The sequence below is a fragment of the Gammaproteobacteria bacterium genome (genome assembly GCA_041395725.1).
Taxonomy (GTDB): domain Bacteria; phylum Pseudomonadota; class Gammaproteobacteria; order Pseudomonadales; family Pseudohongiellaceae; genus NORP240.
Map to the genome: position 1 here is coordinate 4,411,548 of JAWKZW010000001.1, position 22,523 is coordinate 4,434,070.

Here is a 22,523-nt window from a genome sequence, read left to right on the forward strand (position 1 = left end):
AATTTCACCAGTAGACGGGCCGCCTGCAGCCCCTGATTTCGGATACTGCTGCAATCGCCCTGGCCAGTTTACTGCAGCCACTGCCGGAAAGGCAGTAGAAACCGGCTCTGCGGTTACGACTGAAAAGCCCGGTGACGCGGCGTAAGCCATGGATTAAGTCCAGTGGATAGGGTATTTTCGCCAGGATTTTTTCCAGCTTCGTAGGAGCAGTTCATGCGCAGATCTATCAGGTTCATCGCCCTATCCCTCCTGCTGTGGGCATCCGCCTCGTCAGCTCAGGCCCAGTTGCCACCTGCGGGCGATCCCGAGCATCCGGGACGGGAACTCTATGAAAGCAATTGCAGTAACTGCCACGGCAATCCGGAATTCCCGCGCGCCCACGCCTTCGACACCCTGCGCATGATGAACTCCGAGGCCCTGTCCTATGCGCTGACCGAAGGATTGATGTCGACCCAGGGCGCCAGCCTCAGTGCAGAGCAGCGAGAATTGGTAGTTGCTTATCTGGCAGCAGAGGGCGGTTCTGACGCCTGGGTCGCCGGCATGCTGTGCAAAGCGGATGAACGCAATGTCGATCTTACCCAGCCACCCTCTCTGCTTCGCTTCGGGGCAGACGAGAACAACTCCAGACACCTGACGGCGGAAATGGCGGGTCTCTCCACCGCTGACATGGCCAATCTGGAACTGGCCTGGGCAGTAGGCTTCCCGGACACTTCCGGTATGCGGGCGGCACCGGTCATCATCGGCACGACAATATTTTACGCCGCTACCGATACGCAAAAAGTATTTGCTCTGGACATGGATTCCGGCTGTGCCAAATGGGTTTACGAGTCGGCGACACCACTGCGCTCGTCACTGGCCTATGGCACGATCAACGGTTCCGGCACGTTGATTTTTGGCGATATCACCGGGCTGGTGCATGCCGTTGATGCCGCTAGCGGCGTTGCTATATGGGTGAAGAGCGGCCAGGCGTCCAACAACCAGGGTATGATTACCGGCTCGCCGGTCGTTCACGAGGACAAGATCATCGTTCCCATCTCCGGCTCCGGGGTGCTGACCGGCGACAACCCGCGCTACGAATGCTGTGAAAACCATGGCGCTGTTACCGCCCTCGATGTAGCCACTGGCGACAGGATCTGGGAATACCACACCATGCCTCCCGCCACGTATAACGGCATGGAGAATTCACTGGGCGTCAAGCTGAAGGGTCCTTCCGGTGCGCCGATCTGGTCCACACCAACGGTCGATGCAAAGCGCGGTCTGGTGTACGTCACCACCGGGGAAAATACCTCTCTGCCCACCACCGGAACCAGTGATGCCATTATCGCCCTGGATCTGGAGACGGGTGCGGAAAAATGGGTATTTCAGGCCCTGGCCAATGACATGTGGAATTATGCCTGTGCGGGACGCCAGCCGGGCCCCAACTGCATCATCGAGGGCGACACCATTTCGTTCGACTATGATTTTGGTGGGCCGGCCATCCTGGTACAGGACAACGGCAGGGAACTGCTGCTTGCCGGTCAGAAATCCGGCGACCTGTGGGCTGTTGATCCCGGCACGGGAACCGTGATCTGGAACCAGCGGGTCGGACAGGGCACTGCCCTGGGTGGCAATCACTGGGGGATCGCCAGCGACTACCAGCGGGCCTTTCTCACCATCAACGACCCGGTAATGGGCCCCGGTGGGGGCAGTCAATCAGGGATCCACTCTTTCTTTGTCGGCACCGGCGAACCCAGCTGGTCCTTCGCCGTAGAGCCCGACTGTGATGAGGGTCGCGCAGAACGAATCAACGGCTGCCAGGGGCTTTATGGTTTCTCGGCTACTCCGCTGTCCGTCGACGGGGCTGTGATCAGCGCCGGTCTGGACGGCCGGCTGTTTATCTTCGACTCGCAATCCGGTGACATTCTGTTCCAGTACGACACGGCCGTGGACTTCGAAACAGTCAACGGCGTGGAGGCCAGGGGCGGCTCTATCGACAGTCATTCCATCGCCGCCGGCTCCGGTATGGTGATTATCGGTTCCGGTTACGGACAATTCAGCCAGACCCCTGGCAATGTGCTGCTGGCATTCCGGCCCAAGAACTGACAACCCGGACACTGCAAATCAGGAACTTCTGTCTTAATCTTAGCCTTAGTCCCTGGCGCCGCGCCCTGACCTGGTCACTCAATTTGTCCGGGCCGGCGACCAGTAACCGGGGCGGGCAGGCTGGCTTTTTGCCAATTCTGTCGCATTTTGCACTTTTTGCAATTTAATTTGTTGACTTGCTCGGAAACGCTGGTAATTTTAGCAAAATCACCGGATAAATGGATTTTGCGACATGACACTGCCTGCCGATGTACGCCAGAACCGCTATACCGAAAACGGTGCGTGGCTCCCATGGGATACACAATCTGTCCACGACACCCTCGCCGGCACCACGAATAGTGCCTCGCTCCGAACCACGGAGCGCGCCCTGGAATCCTCAAACCTGATCCCCACCACCCTGGACGTTAAGGAAGTGGTGGACGAATCCGGTCGGAATCCCAGGCTTAACGTCCTGAACGCCCTGCAGCAGAACGCCAGGAGCAAACGCTTTACCACGCTGATTTTGCAGGAATACCTCAACAAGGATGGTCTGCGGGTCCTGTTCAGTAACGATCTGCGCGGAGGACGGCGCTGGGTATACCTGCTTTCCGACCAAGACGAGCAGGAACTGACCGAGGCCCTCAAGGCGCTTGCAGATGAACGCAACGTTTTGCTGTTCCCCCATGGCAACGTGACGGCCAGGATTCGCGCCCTGCAGAAACAGCTTGATACGCCTTATTTACCACTGGCCTCAGGCAGGCAGATACAGTTCGGCCTGCCGGCGTATCACGAACCCAGCACCAATGCTGACTGGCACATCCCCCCTGCGGCAATGAAATCCGGCCATACTCTGAGCAATCTTGATCGGCTGGAAGCGGACAGCATTCACATCCTCAGGGAGGTGGTAGCCCAGGCGAAAAACCCAGCCATGCTGTTTTCCCTTGGCAAGGATTCCTGCGTCATGTTACACCTGGCTCGTAAAGCCTTTTACCCCAGTCCGCCTCCGTTTCCACTGGTGCATATCGACACCCGCTGGAAATTTAAGGCCATGTATGAATTCCGCGATGAGGTGGCCCGCGAAAGCGGCATGGACCTGATCGTTCATGTGAATCCGGAAGCGATAGAAAAAAACATAAACCCATTCGACCATGGCAGTGAACTGCATACCCACATAACCAAAACCGAAGGTCTCAAGCAGGTACTCGATCACTACAAGATCGATGTAGCCCTGGGAGGGGCTCGCCGCGACGAGGAAAAAAGCCGGGCCAAGGAGCGGGTGTTTTCGATCCGCAACAGCAGCCATCGCTGGGATCCTAAACGACAGCGACCGGAATTGTGGAATCTCTACAACGGCTACAAAGCGCCTGGCGACAGCATTCGCGCTTTTCCGCTGTCTGACTGGACCGAACTGGATATCTGGCAATACATCTACCGGGAGCAGATACCGATTATCCCCCTGTATTACGCAGCCTATCGACCCGTGGTGGAACGCGACGGTATGCTGATGATGCTGGACGACGACCGCACCGAACTATTCGAGAATGAAAAAGTGCAGATAAAGAAGGTAAGGTTCAGAACTCTTGGCTGTTACCCTCTGACCGGCGCCATCGAATCGGATGCCGATGATCTGCCCTCGATAGTACTGGAGTTGCTGCAGAGCAGAAGCAGTGAACGACAGGGGCGCGTCATTGACAAGGATTCCAACGCTTCCATGGAAAAGAAAAAGCAGGAGGGCTATTTCTGATGAGCAAGGCTAACGAACAACAGGCCTCACTGGAAAAAGTAAAAGCCTATATCGAAAATCAGGCCACCCTCGATCAACTGCGATTCATCACCTGCGGCAGTGTTGACGACGGAAAAAGCACTCTGATCGGACGAATGCTCTACGAAGCTCAGTCAATTTTTGAAGACCAGATTGCAACGCTGGAATCGGATTCCAAAAAGCTGGGCACCCAGGGAGGCGAGATTGATTTCGCCCTGCTGGTCGATGGACTGGCGGCAGAGCGCGAACAGGGTATCACCATCGACGTGGCCTACCGGTATTTCAACACCGACAGACGCAAATTCATCGTGGCAGACACACCAGGTCACGAACAGTTTACCCGCAACATGGTAACCGGGGCTTCTCACGCGGACGTGGCTGTGATTCTGATCGATGCCTCGCAGGGTGTTTTAACCCAGACCCGCAGACATTCCTTTATTACTTCCCTGCTGGGTATCAAACACGTAGTGCTTGCCGTCAATAAAATGGACCTGGTGGGCTTTCGACAGAATGTATTCGATAGCATTGTCGAAGACTACAAAGCCTTCGCCCGGAACCTTGAGTTCGCAACCGTCACTCCTATCCCCCTTTCTGCCCTGTTGGGTGATAACGTGATCGAACGCTCAGGCAATATACCCTGGTATAAAGGTCCGACCCTGCTGGGATTTCTGGAAACAGTAGAGATCACTCATTCCCAGGACGCCGCTCCGTTCCGGTTTCCCGTTCAGTGGGTAAACCGCCCCAATGCGGACTTCCGCGGATACACCGGAAAGATCGTCAGTGGCAAAGTAAAACCCGGCGACAGCATCCGGGTCCTGCCGTCAGGAGAGATCGCCAATGTTGCGACTCTCAACCTGTATTCGGCAGATATGGAAGAGGCTGTTACCGACCAGTCGATAACCCTGACCCTGGACCGGGAAATCGATATCAGTCGTGGTGACGTCATCGTGGCCGCGGATTCGCCGTCAGAGGTTTCCGATCAGTTCGAAACCTCGCTGGTCTGGATGGACACCGAAGCGGGGTTCGTGGGGCGCTCCTACTGGTTGATGATCGGCACCATGCGGGTTAATGCCACTGTCACGGATATCAAGTACAAGTACAACATCAACACCTTCGAAAAGCTGCAGTCCCGCTCCCTGGAACTGAATGACATTGGAGAAGTGACCATCAATCTGGATCAGCCGATCCCTTTCGAAGCCTATAAGCAGTGCCGGGACCTCGGCGCGTTTGTACTGGTCGACCGCTACAGCTTTGCCACAGTTGGCGCCGGCATGATCAATTTTTCTTTGCGCCGGGCCCAGAATGTGCACCGCCAGGCATTGACCGTAGACAAGGATGCCAGGGCCAAACTGAACGGTCATCGCCCACGGGTCCTCTGGTTCACCGGACTCAGCGGATCGGGCAAATCGACAGTTGCCAACGCCGTGGAAAAGGCCTTGCACAAGAAAGGCGTGCGCACCTATATCCTGGATGGCGACAATATCCGCCACGGCCTGAACAAGGACCTGGGTTTTACGGATGCCGACCGAGTGGAAAACATCCGTCGAATTGCCGAGGTGGCGAAACTGATGGTCGATGCCGGACTGGTGGTTCTGACGGCGTTCATTTCTCCGTTCCGCTCGGAACGGGACATGGCCAGAGCGCTATTCGATCCGGGAGAATTCCTGGAAGTCCATATCCACGTACCACTCGAAGTCGCCGAACAGCGGGATCCGAAAGGGCTCTACAAAAAGGCCCGCAAAGGTGAGCTGCCCAACTTCACTGGCATCGACAGCGCCTACGAGGCTCCCGAGGCAGCAGAGATAACCCTGCCCACAGAGGAACTATCGATTGAGGAGAGTGTTGCCCGGGTACTGACCGCTATGGAGGAAATATAACCGCGGCTGGAAACAGTCGAGTGAGCAGCGAGGTGAGTGTGTGAGCCTGCATGCCCGAGTTCAATTATTGAACCTGCATTCCTGAACAAGGCGCCCGCGCACACCTCCAGCTCTGCAGGGCCCGGGTCGCCTCACCAACAACCCTGCCCCGCCGCCAGTGAATGACAGTTAACAGGGCGCCGGAGAGCGGCTCCTCAATCAAGCGGCGGATAAAAATCCCCCAACCTGACCTCGATTCCACTGCCTTGCAGCTCTGTCACGAGGCGCTGCAGCGTCTGCTCAACAGTCAGGCTGCCCGGTAATCCCGGCCCCTGGTAAGCGGGGTTGAGGGCACGACGCGCGTAATCCTGGTCATAGTGATAGGGATAAACCACTTCCGGAGCGATAAGTCGGGCACACTCGGCCACAGCCGCCGGTGTCATTCGTCCAAGCGGCACATTCATGGGCAGGAAAGCCACATCGATATCCTCCAACGCCTTGACTTCATCGACACACTCCGTCACACCGGCAAAGTAGAAGCGCCTGCCGCCGAGCTCCACCACATAGCCATTAGCTTCCCCCTTGGGGTGGGAAGGCTCTCCCGGAATAATGTCGTAGGCTGCCACCGCCTCGACTGTAATACCCGCGATGGTGAGGCGTTCACCGTTGGCCATCACAATGCCCTCCGGTAACTGGTCCCGCCCGTTGGCGGCAATTACCACCGGCGTTTCAGGCCTGCTTAATTTCGCGACGGCAGCAACATCCAGGTGATGGCCGACGTTGTCAGTAATCAGTATCAGATCAGCGACTTCGGCACCCGGCAACCCAAGGCGATCCCAGGGGTCAACCTGCACTACTCTGCCCTGGTACAAAAGCTGCACACTCGAATGAATCAACGGCTTGATCTCGACAGGGCCTGACTCCCCGGGCACACTGTCCGCGAAAACAAGCGAACCCGAAACCAGAAAGCCACCAACAAAACCGGCAATTTTTTTCATGCTTTGCTCCTGATACCTGTCAACTGGTCTGCTGCCTTGTTCAGGGCAGCCGGTAGGCGAGCAGCTCGCCGGAATAGCCGCTGCCGCTGACGGCTACAACCAGATATTGCTCACCGTCAAGACTGTAAGTCATGGGTGACCCGGTTTGTGGCGCCGGCAGCCTGATGGCACCCACCTCCTTTCCGCTGGTCTTGTCATAGGCCCGCAACCAGGCACTGCGCTGACCGTCCGCACCAGTGGTTGCCTCCGCCTCGCCCGCTATCAATAGTGACGCGGTAACAAGAGTTCCTACCGAAGCACCCTGCCCCGTGCGGGGTATTTCGAGCCCCTGCAGGGCCGGATGATTTTTTACCCGGTCAGGTGTCTCACCATGAGGAATACTCCAGAGCAGCTCTCCTTTATTCATGTCGATTGCGCTGATAACGCCATAGGGCGGTTTCAGCAGCGGTAACCCCTCCACCAGCAGGCTGCGCGGTGGATTACCCCGCCGCGAACCCGGCGTACTGGATCCGGCCCCATTGAATTCTGTTCTGCCTCCTCCCGCACTGGAGCCTGCGCCCCCGGAAGTACGCGGCCCTGTAACAGCATTGCCCTGAATGTAGGCCATGTCCGACTGCCCTGGATAAGGGGCCACGAGCCCCAGACTAGTCACTGAGCTGTTGGAGGCAACGTAGAGAATGCCGGTTTCCGGGTCGAACGAGCCACCCGGCCAATTCGTACCGCCGCCTGTCGACGGTGCCATCAGGGTTCCCAGCGGGCCGTCAATCTGACTGACCACTGGTGGTGTAAACAACGGGCCCAGCTTATGCCAGCTGGCTATTTCCAGGGCCTGCCGCCGCAGCGCCGGCGTGTAATCTATCAGGTCGTCAACGGTGACGCCCTGCCGGTCATAAGCGGGTGGCCTGGCAGGATGTGGCTGAGTTGGCGAATACCATTCACCCGGCACATCACCCTGCTCCACCGGTTGTTCTTCGATCGGCCAGATCGGCTCCCCGGTTTCGCGGTCGAACACATAGAGAAATGCCTGTTTAGTAGGTTGAGCTACGGCTTTCACAGCCCGGCCATCCACTACGATGTCCATCAGTATGGGAGCACAGGGAATGTCGTTGTCCCATATTCCGTGGTGCACGAGCTGGTAGTGCCACTTGCGCTCGCCAGTATGCAGGTCCACGGCAACCAGCGATTCTGCAAACAGATTATCGCCAGGGCGATAAGCACCGTAATAATCCCCGGTACCGGCCTCTACCGGCAGATAGACAGTCTCCAGCTCTTCGTCGACCGAAATCTGAGCCCAGACACCTGTGTTGCCGGTGTACTCCGCCGAGCCGTTCAACCAGGACTCATAACCGTACTCGCCACGAAACGGGATGGTATGGAAGATCCATAACCGTTCTCCGGTGCGGACATCGAACCCCCGCACAAAGCCTTTTACATTCTCGCGACTGCGGGGATTGCCTCCAGTGCGATGTGCAGCGCCCACGATAATGACGTCCTTAGCAATGGCAGGCGTAGCATGCAGGCCTATTTCTCCGCTAATCAAGTCAATCAGCTGATCTGCGTTCTGCTTTAGATCGACGATTCCATCAACGCCAAACGTTGGAACCGGCCGGCCTGTTTCCGCATTCAGAGCAATCATTTGATAGCCAGGTGTCACATAAATTACACGGCGTTCTTCACCATCCTGCCAGAAGGCAAGGCCCCGCCCCGACAGCTGGCGGGGCGCATTGGCCGCCCGCTCACCTTCATCAATACTGAAAACCCACTTGAGTTCCCCGGTTCTGGCGTCCAGGGCCACGACTGCGCGCCGGGTCCCGGCAGTGCTGTAAACCATACCGTCGATCATCAGCGGCGTGGACTGAAAACGATATTCGGGGGTGGCTCCCAGATTGTCGGTCTTGAAACGCCAGGCCACTTCCAGCGTTGCGAAATTGTCCCCGTCGATCTGACCCAGGGGTGCGTAGCGGGTGTGACCAAGGTCGCCCCCGTAAGTTGACCATTCCCCATCGGCAGCCCCCTTCTGCGCGCTGGCGTGAACAGCTGTCAGCAAAAGGAGAAATAACCAGGCGGGACCAAGCACTGAATGCCGATTAACCATAGATGACACCGTTATTATTGTTATGCGATCACTGACGCAGCGGACCAATGCCCACGTCGGCCTGAGAATCCGTAGGATACAGTAATCCCGGAAGTCTAGCACAGGCCTGATCCCGGTCGACAATACCACCCGGCATGACAAACCGGCGGCTATCAATTACCATTTCTGAAGGCGCTCCCCGGGACGTGCACGGGGACCTGCAAGCCGCCTATAGATAGAAAAAAAATAACAATGAATATCTGAAGGTTACCCCATAAACCTCATCTCAAACATGACTCTCTTACGAACCGTGACCACCAGCATCCTGCGCCAGACAACCTGCCTGCTTCAGGCCGCGCTGATCGCGGCAGTACCATTCGGAGCGGGAATGATCCCCGCCCAGTCCCTTGGACAGGCTATTCCCTTGTCGGATCAGATCTGGTCTGCCGAAGTGATTCGCCCCAGCGGGCAGCCGGTAGTGCCCTTGTTTGACGGCTGGTTTCCCAATGCAGATGGGACCAGTACCCTGTGTTTCGGCTACTTCAACCTCAATACTGAACAGTCTTTTGATGTGCCGGTCGGGCCATTGAACCAGCTGAGTGACTCCCGATTCGAAGCCCTGCTGCCTACTCATTTCGAACCGGTACCGCCGCGTTATCGACACAAGTTCTGCGTTTTCACCGTTACTGTACCTGCCGGCTTTCCCCGCGACGAAACCGTAGTCTGGTCCCTGACCACCAACGGGCAGACGCTCAGCGTACCGGGCCACACCCTGCCTGCCTACATTCTTGACGAACCTGTTTCTGATGGCCGCGGTGACATCGCCCCGCTGGTCAGGCTGCGCCCGGACAGTGCAGGAGTGCGCGGACGCGTCGGAATTCACTCCCGTCGACCGATTAACGGGTCTGTCGGCACAGCTGTGCAACTGAGTGCCTGGATAGAGCACCCGGATCCGCGCGTGTGGGTGGGCTGGTCGAAGCACTCCGGCCCCGGTAATGTCTTATTCAGCATCGCGGAATCCGAAGTTGCCAGCAATCGGAATGCAGCGTCAGTAACCGTATTGTTCGACCAGCCGGGAGATTACGTAATCCGCCTGCAGACAATCGACAGCGTGGCCGCATTTGAATTCTACTGCTGTCACAGTAACGCCTATTTTCATGTCAACATAACCGACTAACAGCCTGCTGAGCCAACCGGACCAACCGCGAGGAGCATTGTATGAACGTCAGTTTCAAGCCCACCCTGAAATCAGTCCTTGGTTATCTCATCCTCGCAGGCTTGTTTCCTTTAAACGCTGCAGCCCAGGACAGTGACAGGCCACCAACCTATTCCCGCGAAGTGGCGCCCATTCTGCAGCAGAAATGCCAGACCTGCCACAACCCGGAAGGCATAGGCCCGATGCCCCTGATGAACTACCAGCAGGTACAACCCTTCGCAGCGCTGATCAAGGATCGCGTGACCCGCGGTATCATGCCGCCCTGGCATCTGGACAGAACCACTGGCATACAGAGCTTCAAGAACGACATCTCCCTGAGCGACCAGGAAATATCACTGATTGCCGCCTGGGTGGACGCTGGCTCGCCGGAGGGCAACCCGGCCGACCTGCCACCGGCTGTTGAGCTTCCCAGTGGGGAGCAATGGCAACTGGCAGAACAATTGGGACCGCCGGATATTATTCTGAAGTCCACCCCTTACGACGTCATCGCCAATGGCCAGGACCAATGGTGGATGCCCAACGTCAGATTTCAGGGCCTGAGCCGGGAACGCTGGCTTCGCGCGGCAGAATTCAAACCGTCGTATCCCCTGGGTAAAAAGGTGGTTCATCATGGGCATGCGGTGCTGATACCCGATGGGGAAAGGCGCCAGGTAGCACTGTCACGCTATGGCGTTGGGAAGTCATTCGAGATTTATCCTGAGGGCACCGGTATGCGGGTACCGACCAGTGGCACCATTGCCTGGAATCTGCATTATTTCCCGGTCGGCGCTGAAGGTCCGGCCGACGTGGTTGAGGTAGGGCTGTGGTTTTATCCGGAGGACCAGCGGCCGGAACTGGAAACAGCCGGCGAGGTGCTGATGCGGGTTGATGGTGGTAACGGGATGGCGCGAGGGCAGGATATTCTCATACCGCCCCACGGCTACCAGGTTCTGCAGGGCACCCATATTCTCGAATCCCCGGCAACGATTCACAGTTTTCGCCCGCATCTGCACATGCGTGGCAAAGTCATGACCATGGAGGCCATTTACCCCGACGGCCGCAAGGAAGTGCTCAGCCAGGTTAACAAGTACAACCACAACTGGCAGATTTCCTACCAGTACGACGACGATGTAAAGCCATTGCTGCCCAAAGGCACGGTGTTGCAATTTACCTCCGTGTTTGACAATACGGCCAACAATCCCCTGAACCCCGACCCCAACCAGTGGGTGGTTTTCGGCCGCCGGGGCGTTGACGAAATGAGCCATGCCTGGGTCGGTATCACTTACATGAACGAGGAACAGTTCAGCCGCGCCGTTAGCGAGCGACGGGCAAGGCAGCAAACCCTACGCCTGGGCGCCGGACGATGAAGACTGTCTCTATCCTTGACCGCCTCAGCCTGGGCACAGCCCTGTGGCTCAGCATCGCATTCCCGGCCAACTCCCAGTCCCAGGCCGGTTTTCTCTCTGCCCAGGCCGATGAAGGCGGCAGAATCTACCAGGCAGCCTGTGCAGTCTGCCACCTGCCGAATCTGCAGGGCGCCTTTGAGTCACCGGCGCTGACGGGCAGCAATTTCGTCAATAACTGGGGGCCGCGCCAGGTCGGCGAGTTCCTTGCCTACCTGCAACAATCGATGCCGCCCCAGGCGCCCGGTTCCCTGGCAGACTCTGATTACGCCAATGTTACCGCCTTCCTGCTGGAGGCTAACGGTATTGTTGCCGGTGAGTCGCCCCTGGACTCTGCGACCCCGGGCCTGATGATCGCCGCCGCGCAGATCACCGGACCCGCCAGCGGGGAAATCCGCTACCCGGCACCCGGCAGCCCCGGCACCCGCCCTTCCCCGGAAGCCCGGAACCGCGCACCGGAAGTTGGCACGATTTTCCAGACCGATACGGCGCTTACCCGCACCTTCCAGTCGGTGGACGGCTTTACCAATGTCTCCACGGCGGACCTGGCAGACCCGCCCGCCGCAGACTGGGTTTACTGGCGGCGCACACCCCAGAGCCAGGGGTACAGTCCGCTATCCCAGGTCGACCGGAGCAACGTAGGCAGGCTGCAACTGGCCTGGGTATGGGGTATGGAACCTGGACGCAGCCAGCCGGCCCCTCTGGTCCGGGACGGCATCCTTTTCATCCCGAACTTCGGTAACGTCATTCAGGCACTGGATGGCAGAGATGGTACCCTGCTCTGGGAATACCGCCGCCAGTTCCCCGCCGGCGGGCGCCAGGGTGGCAATCTCAGGACCCTGGCTTTGTGGGAAGACCTGGTTTTCGTCGCCACTACGGACGCCCATCTGGTAGCCCTGGACGCCCGCAGCGGTGTCGTCCGGTGGGATACGGAACTGGCCGACGAGAGCCACGGCTATTCCAACAGCAGCGGACCCATTGTCGCTGACGGCGTGGTAATCAACGGCATCAACGGCTGCCAGCAGTTTTACCCGGAAAGCTGCTTTATTACCGGCCACGATGCTCGCAGTGGGGTCGAGCTGTGGCGGACTTATACCGTGGCGCAACCCGGCCAGCCAGGCGACGCCAGCTGGGGCGGACTGCCAGTGGAGTTTCGCGGCGGTGCCGACGTCTGGCTTACTGGAAGCTGGGACCCCGAGCTGGGACTGGTGTTTTTCGGCACGGCGCAGGCTAAGCCATGGATGGCGGCAAGCCGGGGCCTCACCACCGAAGATGCCACTCTGTATGCCAATTCCACCCTTGCCCTTGATCCGCAGGACGGTCGTCTGGTCTGGTACCGGCAGCATGTACCGGGCGAGTCTCTGGATATGGATGAAGCCTTTGAACAGGTATTGGTGGATGTGGCTGATGAACCCTACCTGCTCACCATTGGGAAAAGCGGCATCCTCTGGAAACTGAACCGCCGCACCGGTCAATTCCTGGGCCTCACGCAGACTGTCTTTCAAAACGTCTTCGAGGAAGTCAACATCGAGACCGGGGAACTTCGCTACCGCGAGGATATTCGCAACATGCAGGTGGGTGAATGGCTGTCAGTGTGCCCCTCCACCGCCGGCGGTCACAACTGGCAATCCAGCGCCTACCATCCGGCGACACGACAACTGGTGATCCCGCTCAGCCAATCCTGCATGGAAATGTCACCCCGCACGACCACGTTTGAAATCGGTTCGGGCGGCAACCAGGGGGATCGCAGATGGATGGAAATGCCGGGCACTGACGGCAGGTTCGGCAAGCTCGCTGCCTACGATGTAGAGACTCTGGAGGAATCCTGGAGTATCGAACAGCGGGCGCCCTTTCTGACTGCTGCGCTTACCACAGCCGGCGGGCTGGTCATCATCGGTGACTATGACAGAGTGGTGCACGCTCTGGACGTGGAGACCGGAGAGGAACTTTGGCGCACCAGGCTGGCCACTTCCGTGCAGGGATTTCCAATCTCTTATGCCATCGATGGTGAACAGTACATTGCCATACCCGCAGGCCGGGAAGGCGGCAGTCCCTGGCGCATTGGCAATTTCCTGACACCGGAACTGGTCAGCCCGGAAGGGCACAACGCGCTTTACGTATTCAAACTGGGAACAACGGAGGGTCAGGTAGCCCGTTGATCCGGGCTACCCAGCCTGAGAGGTTTTACCGGGTCTTGATCAGACGCAGGACAAAGCGGTCGGTCGCACCCCGAATGGTGCTGTCAAATACTGCCAGGCTGCGATCATCGTCCGGGTTTTCCAGCAGCGGGCTGCTGGCGGATACGAAGAAACCGGCCTTCTGAGCATCGGCCACTACCTGAGCTTCCAGCGCTCTGTGCAAAGGACCCGGATCGTAAACCGGGTGTCCGGCATGCTCGATGATTCCCAGCACGCCACCAGGCTTCAGTACACGACGCAACTCGGCCAGAAATTCAGCGACTGCATCGGGATTATCCTGCAGGTAGAGTTCGTGGAACTCCAGAGCAATAACCGCCACGTCGACGGAATTGTCCGCCAGCCCCAGGTCATCGGGGTTACGGTTAAGCTGCTCCACGTTACGCAGTCGATTGTTGGCCAATCTTGCATCAATGGCAGCCGTGGTGCGCTCGCCCCGCTGGCCGGTCAGTGACGCAGGTGAGTTCTGCATGTAGACCATGCCGGAAGGACCAACAGCCTTGGAAAGCACTTCGGTGTAGTAACCGGCCGCCGCAATCAGGTCGATCGCGGTCATGCCCGACTCCACGCCGAGGAAATCCAGCACTTCAGCTGGTTTTCTGCCGGCATCACGGGCTTTATCCGCTTCCGGTCGCAGCGGGTCATCGGCCAGCTTGGTATTCAGGGCCGCGACATCCAGAGCGGCCGCAACCGAGCAGAAAAAAGTGAGTGAAATTGCTGTAGCAGCTAACAATGTTCTCATAGTAATACCCTGTTTTATTGTCATTTTCCTCAAATCGACGAGCGGCCCCTCCCTCCCCCGGACATTGCCGGCTGGGGCTACACTGCTGACGTCCAACAAGGACGCCCAAGGACCGCAGATCAGGGTGCAGGTTACTATGAAAGTCACTGCCAGGGAAACTCAAAGTCGGACTCCCGGCTAAAATCCACCAGCCCGGCTACGATGCAGGTTTGGGTCAGGTCTGCGCGGTTCGAGATTCCGGGGCCGGAGTCCAGGGTTCAGAGTTCGAAATGCTGGATTACGGGAATCGGACAGCGCACTGCTGGCAGGTCAGTCAGAAATTTACCGGTGCGGGTAGAGATCACGGTAGCGCTTTGCGCTAGACTACGCCCATGGCCCTGCTCCCTGACTTCGCCCCGCTAAACGACGCCACGACCGCGCCAGCCCGCCCCCAGGTGCTGTCGGTAACCAGCCTGAACCGCATGGCCCGCTCGCTGCTGGAAGGCAATTTCCCCGCCGTTCTGGTGGAAGGGGAAATTTCCAACTTCAGCACCCCGGCTTCCGGACATTGGTACCTCACCCTCAAAGACCGGCACTCCCAGCTCCGTTGCGCCATGTTCCGCAACGACAACCGCAAGGTGCGCTTTCGTCCCGGCAACGGCAATAATGTGCTCGCCAGGGGGCGCCTCAGCCTCTACGAGGCCCGGGGTGACTACCAGTTAATCATCGACGATCTGGAGGAAGCCGGCGACGGGGCACTGCGACGGGCCTTCGAACAGCTCAAGGCACAGTTGGCCGAGGAAGGCCTGTTCGATGCATCGGCGAAGAAAGCACTACCCGCACGGATTCGGCATGTGGGGGTCATCACCTCCCCGACCGGTGCGGCAATCCGCGATATCCTGACCGTTTTGCGACGCCGCTTCCCTGCTACACGGATAACCGTGCTGCCCGTTCCGGTACAGGGTAAAGAAGCCCCGCCAGCCATTGTTCAGGCGATCGGCAGGGCCAACCGGCTGGCGGAGAAGCTCAACCTGGATGTGCTGCTCGTAGCCCGAGGTGGCGGGTCTCTGGAAGATCTGCAACCCTTCAATGAAGAATCCGTTGCCCGGGCAATCCATGCCAGCAGCCTGCCGGTAGTGTCGGGAGTGGGCCACGAAATCGACTTTACCATCACCGACTTCGTGGCGGATTTAAGGGCACCCACTCCTTCCGCCGCCGCGGAATTACTCAGCCCTGACCAGCAGGACACTCTTCAGGCACTGGGGGCAAAGCACCTGCAACTGACCGGCTGTATGCGCCGTAAACTGATCCAGGCCCGGCAGAAGCTGCGCTGGCTGACCACGCAGCTTAAACACCCGGGCAAGCGCCTGCTGGATCATGCCCAGACTCTCGACATTCTCGACAGTCGCCTTAAGCGTGCCCTGCACTGGCAACTGCAGCGACGCAACAACACCCTGAAGGAATTATCGAGAACACTGTTGTCCAGTTCGCCACAGCAAAGAATAGCCAGCCTGAAGGGCAGCAGTGAAAACCTGCGTAAGCGCCTGGCGCTGACCATGTCGACTGCCTGCAGAATTCGACGCAGCAACCTGCAACAGCTTGTGCGGAATCTGAATGCGGTGAGCCCCCTGAACACACTGGCCAGAGGCTTCAGTATTACCTATCTGGAAAATGACAGCGTGCTCAGGGATGCCGGGACAGTAGAACCTGGCCAACTGATCACTACAAGGTTGCAGCGTGGCTCCATCGAATCGAAGGTGGTCGGCATTGTCGACAATACCGCCAAGAACTGAATCTCAGCAGCCCAATCCGCCCGTAACGTTCTTTCCTGCTCCGACACTAAATGTGCAACCTGGCACACAATCAATCAACCCAACGCGTATTCGCTGAATCCGCGAACTGTTGTGTCAATGCAACCCGTCACTGATGCAACCCGCGCCACTCCAGGCGCATAGCACTGATCAATCTTTTTTTATCTTTGCCAACCTTGATGAGAACAACACTGGCAGACCTGCACCCCGATTTCTCCCTGGTCAATTTCCGAACTGACCAGACCTGCGCCAGCGCACGTTTCGCCTGTGAACCTGCTTGCAAAAAGCCTATGGAACAACAGCTTTGCAGGAACAATTGTGCGGTAGATCTAGTTACCAAAAATACTCTCGTGAGAAAGTAGCCTCTCTCAATGGTCAGTTGCAGCGGTCCCTGAGAAAAGCCCGGTTAAAAGCCCTGACAAATGCAAGGGAAAAGAAAAATAGCAACCCTGCTGGAAAGAGATCATGCAGTTTCTGGAAACACTGTTTATGTTACTTGTAGGTCATGCCCTGGCTGATTTTGTTCTGCAGCCCGAGGCGATGGGCTATGGTAAAAACAGGAACAGTGCAATACACGACAAAGAACAAGGCCTGTTTCCTCACTGGTGCTACTGGATGACCGGGCACTCCCTCATACATGGCGGAATAGTGTTCCTGATTACCGGCAATGTACTACTCGGTTTAATAGAGACCCTGTCCCATTGGATAGTCGATTTCCTGAAATGTGAAGGCCGCCTGAGCCTGCACCAGGATCAGGCTATTCATGTAGCCTTCAAGATCATCTACGCCGCACTTCTCTGAGCAACCCTAAAATAATAAAGGAGCTTCCGGCTGTTTCCGGTTCTGCTTATCAACCTTCCGCAGTCAGTTTTGAACCCTACCCTGAATGCGTTTATAGTAGCCGTTTGCGATGACAGTCCCATTCACGGAGCCAGCAATGAATAAGCGCGAGCAACAACGATTAAAGAAAGAACAGAAGCAGCAGTCCGAAGCCAAGAAGCAGCAGAGCAGGCAACTGATGCTGAAGGTTGGGTTGTACGTGGTTGCTCCCTTGTTTGCACTTTTGGTCCTGTTTACCATTTTCTCCCAAGGGCCGACTTATTCACCGGTCGAAATAGCGGAAAACGATCACATCCGGGGCAACCCCGCGACCCCGGTTACGATTACAGTCTATGCGGACTTCCAATGCCCTGCCTGTGCCCAGGAAAACCAGCTGATGTCACGGGCCTGGCCCACAATCAGCAACCGGGCGCACCTGGTTTTCCGGCACTTTCCCATTACCGCCACGCACCCCAACGCATTCCGGGCATCGCTTTATGCCGAGGCCGCGGCCAGACAGGGGCGCTTCTGGGAAATGCATGATTACCTGTTTCTCAACCAGGCCCTGTGGGGACCCTCCGGCAACCCAATGGATGAGTGGGACAGCTATGCGCTGGAGTTAAACCTGGATGTCGAACAACTGCACGCGGACATGGATACCGACGAGGTCATTCAGAAGGTGCGAAATGATCAGCGGGGAGGAACCCAGGCAGGAGTGCGCGGCACGCCGACCGTGTTCATCAACGGCGATCTGGCATCAATAACCACGGTAACAGGGCTGGTCGAACTGGTTAACGAAGCTTACGGGGCGGCATCCGGCGGCTAGCAAATCGGCTGGCGAGGCGCCTGCTTGCCATGCGCTCCCTGGCCAGCCACAGCAGGTCGCAAAAATTGCTGCCGCTGCTTTTGACCAATAGCTCCGGTATCCACCTCAGACTCTCCGTTCCCGCAACTGCTGCGGCGGTTAACCTGCGACTATTCTTAGCTGGCCGCCTTTTCTTTCCACGACCTGAGCGGCTGTTTAAAAACGTTGTGTGCACAGCCAACAGCTTTTTTACTGCCTGCTAATGAGAGGCCAGATCCTCCACCAGATCTGCAAATCTTTTGAGCAGGCTCGCCGACTCAGGCGTGGGTCTTACCGTCTGCAGCAAGGCGTCTGGATGCAGGTGCTCGGCCAGCAGTTGACTGCGTCTCTCGTTGATATAGACCTTCACCACCCGCTCTGAAAACTCGGGATGAAACTGGACACCCCAGGAAGTGGCCCCGACCCTGAAAGCATGATGGGGCTCGAAGTCATTGCTGGCCAGCAATTCCGCGCCGGGCGGTAACTGCAGAACTGTCTGGCTATGGGATACCTGCGCAGGAAATCTGCCGGGCAAACCCTGGAATAACGGATCACCTGGTGCCGACTCTGTCAGCGCAAGGGATACCGTGCCGATTTCGCGCCCGAGGGGGTGATACCCTACCCGCCCACCCAGACCATGAGCCAGCAGTTGATGGCCGTAGCAGATGCCCAGTATGGGGATATGCTGTTCATGGGCCCGCTGCAGAAAGGCAGCGGCAGATTCACTCCAGGGCTCCCGGTCCGTAACCATGGCGGGCGAACCGGTCACAATCAACGCCTCGCACGCGCCCGGTTCCGGCAGAGGGGCGCCAGCGAATACCGGCACAATCTCAAACCGCTGCGCGGTCAATCCGCTACCGGCAATAATCCAGTCTTCGAAATCCTCACCCGCCGCCGACAGCGAAGCGACTGTCTGACCTGTTTTTACGATGACAATTTTCTTCATTATCGCTTCGCCTGGATCTTAGACTCACGCCATTTTCACTGCATTGACCTGACTCACCATCAAACTCTCTGGTCACTCGTCAGGCAGCGGCAGAATAACTGCGGGTCCACATTGCCACCGGACAATATCAGGGCCACACGTTGGCCTGTGACATCCAGTCTGCCAGCCAGTAAAGCGGCCAACCCGACTGCCCCGCCCGGCTCGACAACAAGTTTCAGATGGCGAAAAGCAAAGGCGATGGCCTGTTCCACCTCTGAGTCAGATACAGTGACAAAGCTGTCCACCGTCTTCCGGTTGATAGACCAGGTCAGGGTTCCCGGCATAGGGGCCATCAGGGCGTCGCAGATTGACTGGCCTCCACCCACAATACCCTGCCGCGTGCCGCTGCGCTGAGAGCGCAGATGGTCATCAAACGCTTCCGGCTCAACACCGATTACCTGCGCAGCCGGTTCGAGACTCTTCACCGCCGTTGAGACCCCGGCAATCAGGCCACCACCGCCCACCGGGCAGAGAATACTGTCAGGATGCTTTCCAGCCTCCTGCAACTGCTCGACTATCTCCAGTACGCAGGTACCCTGACCGGCAATAATGTCCGGATCGTCATAGGCCGGCACCACGGTCTTGCCGGTTTTCTCGGCGATCTCTGCGGCGATTTCTTCCCGGGATTCGCTCCAGCGATCATAGAAACGTATTTCTGCCCCTAACGCCCGGGTACCTTCTACTTTCACGGCCGGTGCATCTTTCGGCATGACGATGGTCGCTGGAAAACCCAGAAGTTTTGCTGCCAGCGCCACCCCCTGGGCATGGTTACCCGAGGAAAATGCCACGGCGCCACGGCGCCGCTGGCGTTCATCGAACTGCTTCAGGCGGTTATAGGCTCCCCTGAACTTGAACGCGCCGATATGCTGCAGATTCTCCGGCTTGATACTGACCTCAGCACCGGTCCGGCGGTCCAACTCCATGGATTTCAGCAGGGGGGTGCGTAGCGCGACCCCGGCCAGGCGCTGACTGGCGGCGCGAATGTCGTCCAGAGTTACAGCCATGATGAAAAATCCTCTATCGAATGACGATTGACAGGCCAGCGGTTACTTATTCTGAAGTGGCAGGTCCAGGACAGCTGTTTTCGACGAAACAGATGACGGCTTTCATCAGTTCATCGAACAGCGGATTAAACGAGGCGCGCCGAACCACCCTGCCCTGAAAGAGCAGGCTCTCGTCACGCACGGTGTTTTCTCCGTAGACCGTATTGCGGTTGTCTGTGTAGCATTGATCCAGCAATTCAGGCACTTTGCCATAAGCAGAACAGATTGCGTAATGCCCATCCAGCCCATAATGCGTATTATCCGGCGGCATACTGATGGCCACGTGGGAATGGCTGACGAATCGCCAATCCGGCTCCTCTACATCGGCAATTTCCAGTCCCGGACAGTCTACCGAGGGCGAAGTATCGGTCACTTTGCTGCGGTACCAGAGCAGTTTACTGCCTGGTGCCGTAGCCCGCTGGCAGAAATATTCCGCGGCGGATTCCGTATCGACCGTTGTGTCGTCCCCGCTGACCACCATAAAAACCGGCCGCTTCAGAACCGGTTGTTCCGGCCCGGTAATCTTGCGCGTCAACTGGTAAAAAAGCGCGGCCGCGTTGGTCGCCAGAGAATCGTACTTGGCGGCATCCCGGTCCGCTCCCCTGCTGGCCCAGGCAACCACATATTTCAACAGCGGCGCCAGGGCTATGGATTGCTGGGCTGCCGCCAGGCCGGGCGACAGCAGAATGACACTGCTGATTGAATCCTCTTCTGGATGTTCCTGCAGGTAGTCGATAGCCAGGGTAGCCCCATTGGAATAGCCAATGAGGTGTAACTCGCTGACCTGACCGGAAAAACTCTGCACGCCATAGCGAACCACCTGCCGCCAGTCGGACAGAGAAACATCCAGAAGGTCCCCGGGCACAGTACCATGACCCGGTAACAGCAGGCTGCGAATGTAGGCACACGGATACCTCTCCGCCAGCCTCGCAGCTACTTCAGACAGCAGATAGGGAGAATCGGTCAGTCCGTGAATCAACAGGAAGCCGGCACCCGGCATTGCGGCCCGGGAGTCACAGCGACCAGGCGCCGGACGTATTTCGAATGGGGCGCGCATTGAAACAACAACATCCACCGAGTACGCCGGGCCGAATGGCTGTTCTTCCCGGGCGAAGTAGCCAACTTCCAGTGCCTGCCGGATCCGGCGCCGGTTCTCGGCAATATAGTCAGCGTAGGGCACACTCTCGGCAGGAATGTAGGCAGCCGATTCTGAAGGCAGGAAGCGCGCTTCTGTTGCGGGGATTCTGACTGCCAGGTACAGAAACAATACGAGCGCGCCAGAAATCAGCACCCAGGCGGCCAGCCTCCTGCGAGTCACGACCCGACCCTGGCCTTTCTTGCCTGACGGTTTTTCCTGATACGGCGCTTCTGGGCCACCTGCTGGGGTCTCAGGTCTTTTTCTTTTTCCGTAAAAGGATTTTCACTACTCTTAAACTCCACCCTGACCGGCGTTCCTTCCAGCTTTAACACCTGACGAAAATATTTCTCCAGGTAACGCCGATAGGAATCCGGAAGCTTCTCGGTCTGTTTGCCGTGAATGATTATGATAGGAGGGTTGTGCCCACCTGTGTGGGCATAGCGCAACTTGATACGGCGATTGTTGATCGAAGGCGGCTCGTGTTCGGCAACTGCCGCCTGCAGAATCCGGGTCAGCACGTTGGTGGACAATTCTTTTTTGGCCGAGTCGTAGGCCTTATGAATCGATTTGTAAAGGTCCCCAACGGCGGTGCCGTATTTGGCAGAGATAAAATGCACCTGGGCGAAATCGGCAAACGACAGACGTCGTTTAATTTCTGTCTTCACGTGGGCTTTCTGCTCAGCGTCCATGCCATCCCACTTATTCAAGGCAATCACGAGGCCACGACCCGCCTGGATGACGTAATCAAGCAGGTGCAGATCCTGTTCGACAACACCCTTGCGGGCATCGATGACCATGACCACGACGTTGGCATCCTGAATGGCCTGCAGTGATTTCACCACGGAAAACTTTTCTGCCGTTTCCCGGGTCTTGCCACGACGCCTGATGCCCGCTGTATCGATCAGGGTGTAGTGGTGTCCGTGCCGCTCGAAGGGTATGTAGATGCTATCGCGGGTGGTCCCGGGCTGATCAAAAACCACCACTCGCTCTTCTCCAAGCATCCGATTGACCAGGGTGGATTTTCCGACGTTGGGGCACCCGGCAATAGCGATCTTGATGCCCTGTCCAGGCCCGCTCGCTTGGGTTTCCTGCTCGTCTTCGACAGGAAACCGGGACAGGACCTGCTCCATCATCGTGCGGACGCCACGCCCCTGGGTCGCTGTAATGGGAAACAGTTCACTCATACCCGTGACATAAAACTCGGCCAGTGCCTGCTCGATATCCAGACCATCGACCTTGTTGATTACCAGAGACACCGCTTTGTTGCTTTTTCGCAGATGCTCCAGCAGGTTGGCATCCACCGGGGTGAGACCGTCTTTAGCATCCATCAGCAGCAGAACCGCATCGGCTTCTTCTACGGCCTGCAGTGACTGAGCCGCCATTTCAAAGTCAATGCCCTGCTCATCGCCGGTGATACCACCGGTATCAATAACGATATAGGCTCGGTCGCCGAGCATACCCTGCCCGTACTGACGGTCACGGGTGAGCCCCGGAATATTGGCCACCAGCGCATCCCGACTGCGGGTCAGTCGGTTGAAAAGGGTCGATTTGCCGACGTTCGGACGTCCGACCAGGGCAATAACAGGCCTCATGGCGATCCACTGGGTGTTGAATTGAC

At 57.7% G+C, this 22,523-nt stretch carries 17 protein-coding genes; 9 read left to right on the forward strand and 8 right to left on the reverse strand.

Annotated elements, in window-relative coordinates; all coding sequences use genetic code 11:
- The first annotated feature begins 213 nt into the window (after positions 1-213).
- The 3 genes from R3F50_19515 to cysN all read left to right on the forward strand — a co-directional run bounded on the left by R3F50_19515 (position 214) and on the right by cysN (position 5,700).
- On the forward strand, positions 214-2,082 hold the full coding sequence (locus R3F50_19515) for a PQQ-binding-like beta-propeller repeat protein (GenBank protein MEZ5492475.1): 1,869 nt from the start codon (positions 214-216) through the stop codon (positions 2,080-2,082).
- A gap of 232 nt (positions 2,083-2,314) precedes the next feature.
- Entirely contained in the window at positions 2,315-3,805 is a 1,491-nt protein-coding gene (gene cysD / locus R3F50_19520; protein MEZ5492476.1) for a sulfate adenylyltransferase subunit CysD, read from the forward strand.
- Positions 3,805-5,700 carry a sulfate adenylyltransferase subunit CysN gene (gene cysN / locus R3F50_19525; protein MEZ5492477.1) on the forward strand — a complete coding sequence of 632 codons (1,896 nt, stop codon included), beginning with the start codon at positions 3,805-3,807 and terminating at the stop codon, positions 5,698-5,700. The genes cysD and cysN overlap by 1 nt, the downstream gene beginning before the upstream one ends.
- A gap of 194 nt (positions 5,701-5,894) precedes the next feature.
- On the opposite strand, the gene R3F50_19530 is transcribed toward cysN, so the two are convergent.
- The 3 genes from R3F50_19530 to R3F50_19540 are packed head-to-tail and all read right to left on the reverse strand — an operon-like array spanning position 5,895 to position 8,935.
- Positions 5,895-6,677, reverse strand: a complete 783-nt coding sequence (locus R3F50_19530; protein MEZ5492478.1) for an MBL fold metallo-hydrolase — start codon at positions 6,675-6,677, stop codon at positions 5,895-5,897.
- Positions 6,678-6,717: 40 nt separating this feature from the next.
- Positions 6,718-8,772, reverse strand: a complete 2,055-nt coding sequence (locus R3F50_19535) for a PQQ-binding-like beta-propeller repeat protein (protein ID MEZ5492479.1) — start codon at positions 8,770-8,772, stop codon at positions 6,718-6,720.
- Between the two features lie 28 nt (positions 8,773-8,800).
- Positions 8,801-8,935, reverse strand: a complete 135-nt coding sequence (locus tag R3F50_19540; GenBank protein MEZ5492480.1) for a hypothetical protein — start codon at positions 8,933-8,935, stop codon at positions 8,801-8,803.
- Positions 8,936-9,043: 108 nt separating this feature from the next.
- Here R3F50_19540 and R3F50_19545 point away from each other — a divergent pair, with 108 nt between their 5' ends.
- The 3 genes from R3F50_19545 to R3F50_19555 are packed head-to-tail and all read left to right on the forward strand — an operon-like array spanning position 9,044 to position 13,508.
- Positions 9,044-9,928 (forward strand): hypothetical protein, encoded by an 885-nt coding sequence (locus tag R3F50_19545; GenBank protein MEZ5492481.1) that lies wholly within the window; start codon positions 9,044-9,046, stop codon positions 9,926-9,928.
- A 41-nt stretch (positions 9,929-9,969) separates the two neighbouring features.
- On the forward strand, positions 9,970-11,313 hold the full coding sequence (locus R3F50_19550) for a cytochrome c (protein MEZ5492482.1): 1,344 nt from the start codon (positions 9,970-9,972) through the stop codon (positions 11,311-11,313).
- A complete protein-coding gene (locus R3F50_19555) occupies positions 11,310-13,508 on the forward strand; it encodes a PQQ-binding-like beta-propeller repeat protein (GenBank protein ID MEZ5492483.1) in 2,199 nt (732 codons plus the stop codon). Before R3F50_19550 ends, R3F50_19555 begins: the two co-directional genes overlap by 4 nt.
- Positions 13,509-13,533: 25 nt before the next feature.
- Here the strand turns inward: R3F50_19555 and R3F50_19560 are convergent, their stop codons facing one another.
- Positions 13,534-14,286, reverse strand: coding sequence for a methyltransferase domain-containing protein (locus R3F50_19560; protein MEZ5492484.1), 753 nt, complete (start codon positions 14,284-14,286; stop codon positions 13,534-13,536).
- Between the two features lie 371 nt (positions 14,287-14,657).
- Between R3F50_19560 and xseA the strand changes: the two genes are divergently transcribed.
- The 3 genes from xseA to R3F50_19575 all read left to right on the forward strand — a co-directional run bounded on the left by xseA (position 14,658) and on the right by R3F50_19575 (position 17,721).
- Positions 14,658-16,058 (forward strand): exodeoxyribonuclease VII large subunit, encoded by a 1,401-nt coding sequence (gene xseA, locus R3F50_19565; protein MEZ5492485.1) that lies wholly within the window; start codon positions 14,658-14,660, stop codon positions 16,056-16,058.
- A gap of 483 nt (positions 16,059-16,541) precedes the next feature.
- Entirely contained in the window at positions 16,542-16,877 is a 336-nt protein-coding gene (locus R3F50_19570) for a DUF3307 domain-containing protein (GenBank protein ID MEZ5492486.1), read from the forward strand.
- A gap of 136 nt (positions 16,878-17,013) precedes the next feature.
- Positions 17,014-17,721, forward strand: a complete 708-nt coding sequence (locus R3F50_19575) for a DsbA family protein (GenBank protein MEZ5492487.1) — start codon at positions 17,014-17,016, stop codon at positions 17,719-17,721.
- Positions 17,722-17,959: 238 nt separating this feature from the next.
- Here R3F50_19575 and R3F50_19580 read toward each other — a convergent pair whose 3' ends face one another.
- Genes R3F50_19580 through der form a run of 4 tightly spaced genes read right to left on the reverse strand, consistent with a single transcriptional unit; the run spans position 17,960 to position 22,497 of the window.
- A complete protein-coding gene (locus R3F50_19580; GenBank protein ID MEZ5492488.1) occupies positions 17,960-18,685 on the reverse strand; it encodes a glutamine amidotransferase in 726 nt (241 codons plus the stop codon).
- A gap of 59 nt (positions 18,686-18,744) precedes the next feature.
- Entirely contained in the window at positions 18,745-19,728 is a 984-nt protein-coding gene (locus R3F50_19585; protein ID MEZ5492489.1) for a threonine/serine dehydratase, read from the reverse strand.
- Between the two features lie 46 nt (positions 19,729-19,774).
- Positions 19,775-21,085: an alpha/beta hydrolase gene (locus R3F50_19590; GenBank protein MEZ5492490.1), complete on the reverse strand. Its 1,311-nt coding sequence runs from the start codon at positions 21,083-21,085 to the stop codon at positions 19,775-19,777.
- Positions 21,082-22,497 carry a ribosome biogenesis GTPase Der gene (gene der / locus R3F50_19595; GenBank protein MEZ5492491.1) on the reverse strand — a complete coding sequence of 472 codons (1,416 nt, stop codon included), beginning with the start codon at positions 22,495-22,497 and terminating at the stop codon, positions 21,082-21,084. Before der ends, R3F50_19590 begins: the two co-directional genes overlap by 4 nt.
- Between the last annotated feature and the right edge of the window lie 26 nt (positions 22,498-22,523).